Origin of the sequence: uncultured Thiodictyon sp. (genome assembly GCF_903828115.1) — a bacterium.
In the GTDB taxonomy this organism is placed as follows: domain Bacteria; phylum Pseudomonadota; class Gammaproteobacteria; order Chromatiales; family Chromatiaceae; genus Thiodictyon.
The window spans coordinates 1-7,547 of record NZ_CAIKKU010000588.1; the positions used below are offsets into that span (position 1 = coordinate 1).

7 protein-coding genes are annotated in these 7,547 nt (G+C 67.5%); 5 read left to right on the forward strand and 2 right to left on the reverse strand.

Annotated elements, in window-relative coordinates:
- Positions 1–294: 294 nt before the first annotated feature.
- Entirely contained in the window at positions 295–483 is a 189-nt protein-coding gene (locus QZY48_RS22240) for a hypothetical protein (RefSeq protein WP_295435250.1), read from the reverse strand.
- 297 nt (positions 484–780) lie between these two features.
- Between QZY48_RS22240 and hisF the strand changes: the two genes are divergently transcribed.
- The 5 genes from hisF (at position 781) to QZY48_RS22265 (ending at position 6,755) form a co-directional block, all read left to right on the forward strand.
- A complete protein-coding gene (hisF, locus tag QZY48_RS22245; protein WP_295435252.1) occupies positions 781–2,382 on the forward strand; it encodes an imidazole glycerol phosphate synthase subunit HisF in 1,602 nt (533 codons plus the stop codon).
- A 138-nt stretch (positions 2,383–2,520) separates the two neighbouring features.
- Positions 2,521–3,363, forward strand: a complete 843-nt coding sequence (locus QZY48_RS22250; RefSeq protein ID WP_295435255.1) for a hypothetical protein — start codon at positions 2,521–2,523, stop codon at positions 3,361–3,363.
- 25 nt (positions 3,364–3,388) lie between these two features.
- Complete coding sequence (locus tag QZY48_RS22255; RefSeq protein WP_295435257.1) at positions 3,389–4,966, forward strand: MBOAT family protein; 1,578 nt, start codon at positions 3,389–3,391, stop codon at positions 4,964–4,966.
- Positions 4,967–4,970: 4 nt separating this feature from the next.
- Positions 4,971–6,239 carry a hypothetical protein gene (locus QZY48_RS22260; RefSeq protein ID WP_295435259.1) on the forward strand — a complete coding sequence of 423 codons (1,269 nt, stop codon included), beginning with the start codon at positions 4,971–4,973 and terminating at the stop codon, positions 6,237–6,239.
- Positions 6,240–6,419: 180 nt separating this feature from the next.
- Positions 6,420–6,755, forward strand: a complete 336-nt coding sequence (locus QZY48_RS22265; protein ID WP_295435260.1) for a hypothetical protein — start codon at positions 6,420–6,422, stop codon at positions 6,753–6,755.
- A gap of 126 nt (positions 6,756–6,881) precedes the next feature.
- On the opposite strand, the gene QZY48_RS22270 is transcribed toward QZY48_RS22265, so the two are convergent.
- Entirely contained in the window at positions 6,882–7,373 is a 492-nt protein-coding gene (locus QZY48_RS22270; protein WP_295435262.1) for a CDP-archaeol synthase, read from the reverse strand.
- Positions 7,374–7,547 lie beyond the last annotated feature (174 nt).

Here is a 7,547-nt window from a genome sequence, read left to right on the forward strand (position 1 = left end):
GGGCGCGTGTGGCCGGAGTTATGATCAAGGCCCCGGCGAGGCCTCGTCGCGGCTGAAGCCGCTCCCACAAGGTCCCCGCCGGACTTTCACGGTAAACCTAAGTCCGGCAATTGCTCACGCCAAGACGCCAAGAAGAAACAAAGGGATTTGCGCAGCATCCGGATCGCCCGATGGGTGAGCCAAATCACTTCGACAACGCCTTGAAATTCCTTGGCGAGCTTGGCGCCTTGGCGTGAGCAACTGCCGGATTCAGCATAAGGCGGAACCGCCGGCGCGTTCCGCCCTGCGCGGACCCTAACCATGCGGTATCCCGCGAAAGACCCTGGGCCTGAACACTTTCTCAGGGTCGACCGCGAGTGGAAAGCCATTGCGCTTCCAATCTTTGAGATCTTCAGTGATAGCGTGTACGCTGTAATTGAGCTTTGCAGAATACTCGTCGCGCCGGCACCGGGTTTCTTCAACAATCGGATCATTCCACATCATGCTCTATCTCCGCGAGTGTCCAAGTTGACCGTATTCACGAAGCGCTTTCTCAGACGGCCGCATCAATAAAGGTCTCCTGGAGGCGGCTAACGAGTGCCACACGATGGAAATGCTCGGACCATTGACCGCACCGCGACCGTAGGGTGCGCCCGCGTACTGCCGTGTTGCTTGTGCGGGTGGCGAGGGCGCGCCGGTGCGCTTCGGAAGGCGATAGCGCCCCCCAAACGGGTACACTAGCCCCCACGACCGGCCCCGCCCCCGGGGCCGCGGCACCCACTAACCACCCGGGACCCCAGCATGATCTCCCTTCTGGACTACGGCGCCGGCAATGTCCGCAGCCTGCGCAACGCCATCCAAGCCCTTGGGTTCGAACTGACCGAGATCGAACACCCCTCGGATATCCTGAAGGCCGAGCGCCTGATCTTCCCCGGCGTCGGGGCCTTCGGGGCGGCCATGGAGCGGCTGCACCAGTTGGGGTATGTGGAGCCGCTGAAGGAGTATCTGGCGGCCGGGCGGCCCTTCCTTGGGATCTGCATCGGGCTCCAGACGCTGTTCGAGGGGAGCGAGGAGTCACCGGGCGTGGCCGGGCTCGGGCTGATCCCGGGGTTGATCCGGCGCTTCGACGATCCCTCACTGTCGGTCCCGCACATGGGCTGGAACGGGGTGCGGGTGGAGCGCCCCTCGCCGCTGTTCGCGGACTATGAGGGGGAGAAGTTCTACTTCGTCCACTCCTACCGGGCCGAGCCGGATGCGCGCAACGCCGATTGGCGGCTTGCGACCACGGACTACGGCCAGCCTTTCTTGAGCGCCGTAAGCCGCGGGCGGGTGGCGGCGGTCCAGTTCCACCCGGAGAAGAGCGGGGCGGCGGGGCTCAAGGTGCTCAGGCACTTCCTGGCGGGCGAGGAGCAGTCCGACCTGTCCCCGGCGGCCCTGGCGAGCGCGGCGGGGCCGACCCGCTTCGCCAAGCGCATCATTGCCTGCCTGGACGTGCGCGCCAACGACCAGGGCGATCTCGTGGTGACCAAGGGCGACCAGTACGACGTCCGCGAGAAGGACGAAGGCGGCGACGTGCGCAATCTGGGCAAGCCGGTGGAACTGGCGCAGCGCTATTACGAGGAGGGGGCCGATGAGGTGACCTTCCTCAACATCACGGCCTTCCGCGACTTCCCGCTCGACGACCAGCCGATGATGGAGGTCCTGCGGCGGACCTCGGAACGGGTCTTCGTGCCGCTGACCATCGGCGGGGGCATCCGCGCCTTCACCGACGGCGAGGGTCGGCACTACGCCGCGCTCGACGTGGCGCACGCCTATTTCCGCTCCGGTGCGGACAAGGTCTCCATCGGGTCGGACGCGGTGGAGACGGTGCTCGGGGTCCTGGCGCGCGGCGGCAAGGACGGGGGCAGTTCCGTTGAGCAGATCGCCCGGGTCTACGGCAATCAGGCGGTGGTGATCTCCATCGACCCGCGGCGGGTCTATGTGGACTCACCGGCGGCAACCCGGCATGTCACCGTCGAGACCGCCACCCCGGGGCCGCACGGCGAGCGCTTCTGCTGGTTCCAATGTACCGTCAAGGGCGGGCGCGAGGGGCGCGACCTGGACGTGGTGGAACTGGCGCGCTGCTGTGAGGACCTGGGGGCCGGGGAGATCCTGGTCAACAGCATCGACCGCGACGGCAGCAAGGCGGGCTTCGACCTGGAACTGATCCGGGCGGTGCGCGCCGCGGTGCGGATCCCGGTGATCGCCTCCAGCGGGGCCGGGCGGGTGGAGCACTTCTCGGAGGTCTTCGCCGCGACCGGGGTGGAGGCGGCCCTGGCAGCGGGCATCTTTCATCGGCGGGAGGTTCCGATTGCGGCGGTCAAGACCCATTTGCAGGAACGGGGGATCGAGACCCGGGCCTGATGCCGGTGGGGTTCGGTCCGCGCGACGGCCTCGGTCTTCGGTCCGGCCACCGGGTGCGATCAGCGACGCCGGTCCGCGCAGCGGACCCTACGACGAATCGGATTGGAGAGCGAAAGCTTGCGGTACCTGGGTGGACGGATGAGATTGACCCTGTCAATGGCCCTGGTGGTCGCCTTGGGCATCGCCGGTTGCGCCACCGGCGGCGGCCGGGACGCGGGCGCGCTGCCGGGGGGGCTGGCCCGGGATCAGTTGCTGTCCGAGTTGGCGGCCTGCCATCTGTTGCGCGTCGCCCAGGCCGGGGACAAGGCGGTCACCGACGCCACGGTGATCGCTGCCGTGCGGCGCTACGGCTTCACCCCGGCGGCGGTGGTCCAGCGTGCCAACCAGTTGCTGCTGCGCGATCGGACGAACGGGGCGGCCCTGGGCCGTCAGGCCGGCGCGGCCTGCAACAACCTGGCGGACGTCATGCAGGTCGCCCCGGCCCTGGTGCGGTTCGAGCAGAGCGGGCAGGCGCGCTCCGCCTGGCTGCGGGTCGAGGCCGAGATCACCGGCGGGTTCGCCGACCGGGTCATCCGTGAACTGCGGATGAGACGCGCGGTCGGGCTCGTCATCACCAGTGCCGGCGGCTCGGTCTTCGAGGCGCGCAAGCTCGGGCGCTATCTGCGCGCCAACGGGCTGCGCGCGGCGGTCGATCGGGTCTGTGTCTCGGCCTGTATCGACGTACTGGCCGGCGGGACCGAACGCTATGCCACCCCCAAGGCCCGGCTGGGCGTCCACCAAAGCAGCGTCCCGGGGCGCTACAGCAGCCATGAGGGCGGCCAGATCTATGTGGCCGACTCCTTCCGCTACCTGCGCGAGATGGGGGTCGATGCGGACGTGGCCATCGCCGCCGCCTCCGTCCCCCGTAATACGATCCTCCTGATCCCGCTACGCGATGCGCTGGCGACCCGGTTGCTCACCGCCGTGGTGGAGCGGCTTTAGTACCGCGAGGCGCCAGGACCGGATCGTGCTGTTCAATTCCTACGAGTTCATCCTCGCCTTCCTGCCCGTCACCCTCGTGCTCTTCTATTGGATCGGCGCCGGCGGGCGCACGCAGTTGGCGCTCGGTTGGCTGGTGGCGGCCTCGCTGTTCTTTTACGCCTGGTGGAATCCAATCTATCTGGGGCTCTTGATGGCCTCGCTGGTGGTCAACTTCGGGTTGGGGCGTCTGCTCACCCCTGCCGCGACTGGGCAGCGGCGCCGCCGCCGGCTGCTGGGCGTCGGCATTGCACTCAATCTGGGCCTGCTCGGCTGGTTCAAGTACGCGAACTTCTTCGTCGCCACGGTCAATCAGACGGCCGGGACCGGCTGGACCCTGGAATCGATCCTGCTGCCGCTCGGCATCTCCTTCTATACCTTCCAGAAGATCGCCTATCTGGTGGACTCCTACCGCGGCGAGGTCTATGAGCACGGGTTCCTCCATTACTGCCTGTTCGTGACCTTCTTCCCCCAGTTGATCGCCGGTCCCATCGTCCATCACAAGGAGATGCTGCCCCAGTTCTGCGACCCGGGGGTCTTCCGCTTCAGTCATGAGAAACTGGCCGTGGGACTCACCCTGTTCGCAATCGGGCTGTTCAAGAAGGTGGTCCTGGCGGATGGGATGGCGGGCTATGCCTCGCCGGCCTTCGCGGCGGCGGCGCACGGCACGAGCTTAAGCTTCAGCGAGGCCTGGGGCGGCGCCTGGGCCTATACCCTGCAACTGTACTTTGATTTTTCCGGGTACTCGGACATGGCCGTGGGACTCGCGCGGATGTTCGGGATGCGCCTGCCGATGAATTTCCACAGCCCCTACAAGGCGGTCAATATCATCGACTTCTGGCGCCGCTGGCATATCACCCTGTCGCGCTTCCTGCGTGACTACCTCTACATTCCACTCGGGGGCAACAGCGGCGCCGGCGCACGCCGCTACCTCAATCTGATGGCCACCATGCTGATCGGGGGGCTCTGGCACGGCGCCGGCTGGACCTTCGCGCTCTGGGGTGCCCTACATGGGTGCTATCTGGTTATCAACCACCTCTGGCACGCCATCAGGCGGCGCCTGGGTCTCACCATCGGCAGCGGGGGGCGGCTCGGGCGCGTCAGTGCCCGCCTGGTCACGCTGACCGCGGTCGCGGTGGCCTGGGTGCTGTTCCGGGCCGCCGACCTGGAGACCGCGCGCTCCATGCTATCGTCCATGGCGGGGTTGAACGGGATCGGCCTGCCGGGGGGGCTGGCGGCCCCGGTCGCGGCGCTGGCGCCCTGGGCAATCCCGGCCCTGGGGCTCAATTTCGGTGGGACCTTCCCACACGAATTGGTCTATTGGTCGGCGGGCCTGCCCTGGATCGGCCTCCTGCTGGTCATCACACTCATTGCCCCCAACAGCAACCAGCTCCTGCGCCGTTATGACCCGGTGCTGCCGCCCGAGCGCCTGCCCCTGGAGCTTGGGGCCTGGGTGTGGCCGACCTGGCGCCCGGCCCTGGGCTATGCCCTGGTGACCACCGCGGCCTTGATCTGGAGCCTGACCTGGATGACCAGTGTCAGTGAATTCCTGTACTTCCAGTTCTGAGCGAATGAGCGCCCGCGCCTACAACCTGGTGGTGCTGGGCGGCGTCGGTGCACTGCTGGTCATCGCCGCCTGGCTGGCCCTGACCCAGGAGCCCTTGAGCGGCGACCTGACCCGCGTCGGCGCACTCCCCGAGCGAGATTTCGGGTGGCAGGACACCAAACCGCGCTTCGCGCCGGAACTGTTCCGCTATCGCGCCAAGGACGAGCCGATCGCAAGCGCCCCGGTGGTCATCATCGGTGACTCCTTCTCCCATCAGTCGGACCACGGGTTCGGTTGGCAGAATTTCTTCGCCGCCCGCACCGGACTGGAACTGCTGGTCTATCACCTGCGCGGACGCCCCGCCGAGCAGGTCCTGTTGAGCCCCGAACTGCGCCGCAACCCCCCCAAATTGGTGATCTACGAGATCGCTGAACTCAACCTGCCCGACTTCGTGCCGCGCTATGCGGGTGACTGCACGCTGCCGCCCGCGCGCGCCTGGGAACCGCTCGCGGTACACCCCGTCCCCTATCGGCTCGCGGCCTATACCCGCCGCACCTCCTGGGGTTGGGAACTGAAACCGCGCATCGAACAGGCCATGCATATCATCAAGGTGCGCGCCGCCGCACTCCTGGGCGAGGCCGGTGTGCGGCGGCTCTTGCTCACCCGCACCGACCTCTTCAGCAGCCGGGATCAGTCGCTCCTGGTCTATGGCTATGAGGTGCCAGCGGATGACTGGCGCTCGTTGGATCTCGCGGGGATGGCCTGCGGACTGCGCAACCTCAAGACTTGGGTCGAGCAGGTCCTGGGCGCCCCGCTGGTCGTCCTCTACGCCCCCGGGAAGCTCTCGGCCGCGGCGGCCTATGTCGCCGAGGCACCGGCGAGTTACGGCGGGTTCATCCCGGCCCTGCGCGAGCGCAGCGGGATCCCCGCGCCGGCCGTCCTCGAGCGTCTGCGCGAGGCCGTCGCGGCCGGCATCCAGGATGTCTACCTGCCCGATGACTCCCATTGGGCCAACCAGGGCCACGCCATCGCCGCCGACGCACTCTACGATTTCCTCCTCGCGCAGGGGCTGATCCGGGCCGCGGACACGCCGCCGGACGCGGTCCCGGCGCCGAGACCCGCGGTAGGGCTCGCCCCAGGCCCGGAACATGGCTTACAATCGGGCGGCAACGGCCTCCTCGCAAGCCCCGCGGACCCACTTGGAGGCCCGGGTGGTGCCCCGACGAGCGTCGCCCCCGGCCCCGCACCGCCGCTCGACGACCGCGCTCACGGCGGTACAATCCGCGCTCCCTGATGCGGGCGCCGCCCGCACCGGGGTCGGCTTAATTGAACACACCGTGATCCGTCGCGCACCAGGCGCCTGACCAAGGTCGCGATCAGTGCGACGCGCACGCCGGACCACTGCCTACCCGGTCGCCGGCACCTGACGATAGGTGCGGCGGCCGCCACCGTTACCTGGAAAGTGATGATCACAATGAAAACTGAAACCGAAGACCTGGAGTCAGGACAGAGCCATGGCTTCTTTGCCGACGACCTCGTGGTCGGTATCGCCGACCACGATTGGCCCAACCACGCAATCGACATCATCGTCGGCTCGCCCGGGTCCGCGGATCGTTCCGAGAAACTCAAGGTCGGCCAGATGACCAGATACGCGCGGGCAGACAATTCCGCACTGTACGAGATCCGCCTGCGCAGCGTCGATGGCTTCGGCACCGGGCGGCTATCCTGCTCGTTCCAGGTCATCCAATTCGATGATCCGGCGCTCATTGCCACCATCAGGGCAAGAACAGGCTGGGAGGTCGGTCAATGACGGTGTGCGCACGGCCGCCCTATCCTGACCGTCGTTTGAGTCAGGTGTCCGGCGGCCGTAGAAGCCCGTAACACCTAAATCACACGGCAAGGCATCGCCACCGCGGGCCCGATACTGCACGCGGTATTAGGCTCGCCGACCCGCCCCCAGCCGCTTGAGCAAGGGTGTCACCAGCAGGTCAATCAGCGTAAAGGCCGTCACCGCCAGCCCCAGGTCGAGCCAATTCAGGCCCATGGTGCCCTTGGCGAGCAGGGCCGGGATCAGGGTCTCCGGCACCTGGTCCAAGAGCGGCACCGCGGCGCTGGACTTAAGCCCCAGACGCCGCTTGGTGAAGCTGGCGATGAGATCGCCCGCCATGGCCCCCAGGGCGATGGCGAGCCCCAGCCCCCATCCCCATCCCAGTGCCCAGGCCGCCGGCGGGGTCAGGACCAGGGCCGCGACCAGGCCCCGCCAGGTCTTGGCCTTCCCGAACACGGGGCGGCCGTCCCGCCACCGGCGCCCCCCGTCCAGGGGCGGGGCGAGCGCCCCGCCCCACAGCAGGGCCAGCAGGGCGGGGGCCCCGTTGACCAGGAGCAACAGGGCGAGCAGCGAGAGGAGCGGACTCCAGTGGGGCGACACGGGGATTTCCAGATGGTAGACGAAACTGGAGTCGATTATAGGGCCTGCGCCGGGACTCCGACCGCCGGAGCCGGGTACGCGATGCGTACCCTACAGCTACCGGACGTTCTCACGGACCGGGCGTCGTTGTCGTTGTCGTTGTCGTAAACGTGGTCGGATTATTCGATTACGACA

Bases quoted from the DNA above. Each gene is read 5' to 3' on its own strand.
- QZY48_RS22240 (WP_295435250.1), bottom strand. From the start codon at position 483: ATGATGTGGAATGATCCGATTGTTGAAGAAACCCGGTGCCGGCGCGAC.
- hisF (WP_295435252.1), top strand. From the start codon at position 781: ATGATCTCCCTTCTGGACTACGGCGCCGGCAATGTCCGCAGCCTGCGC.
- QZY48_RS22250 (WP_295435255.1), top strand. From the start codon at position 2,521: ATGAGATTGACCCTGTCAATGGCCCTGGTGGTCGCCTTGGGCATCGCC.
- QZY48_RS22260 (WP_295435259.1), top strand. From the start codon at position 4,971: ATGAGCGCCCGCGCCTACAACCTGGTGGTGCTGGGCGGCGTCGGTGCA.
- QZY48_RS22265 (WP_295435260.1), top strand. From the start codon at position 6,420: ATGAAAACTGAAACCGAAGACCTGGAGTCAGGACAGAGCCATGGCTTC.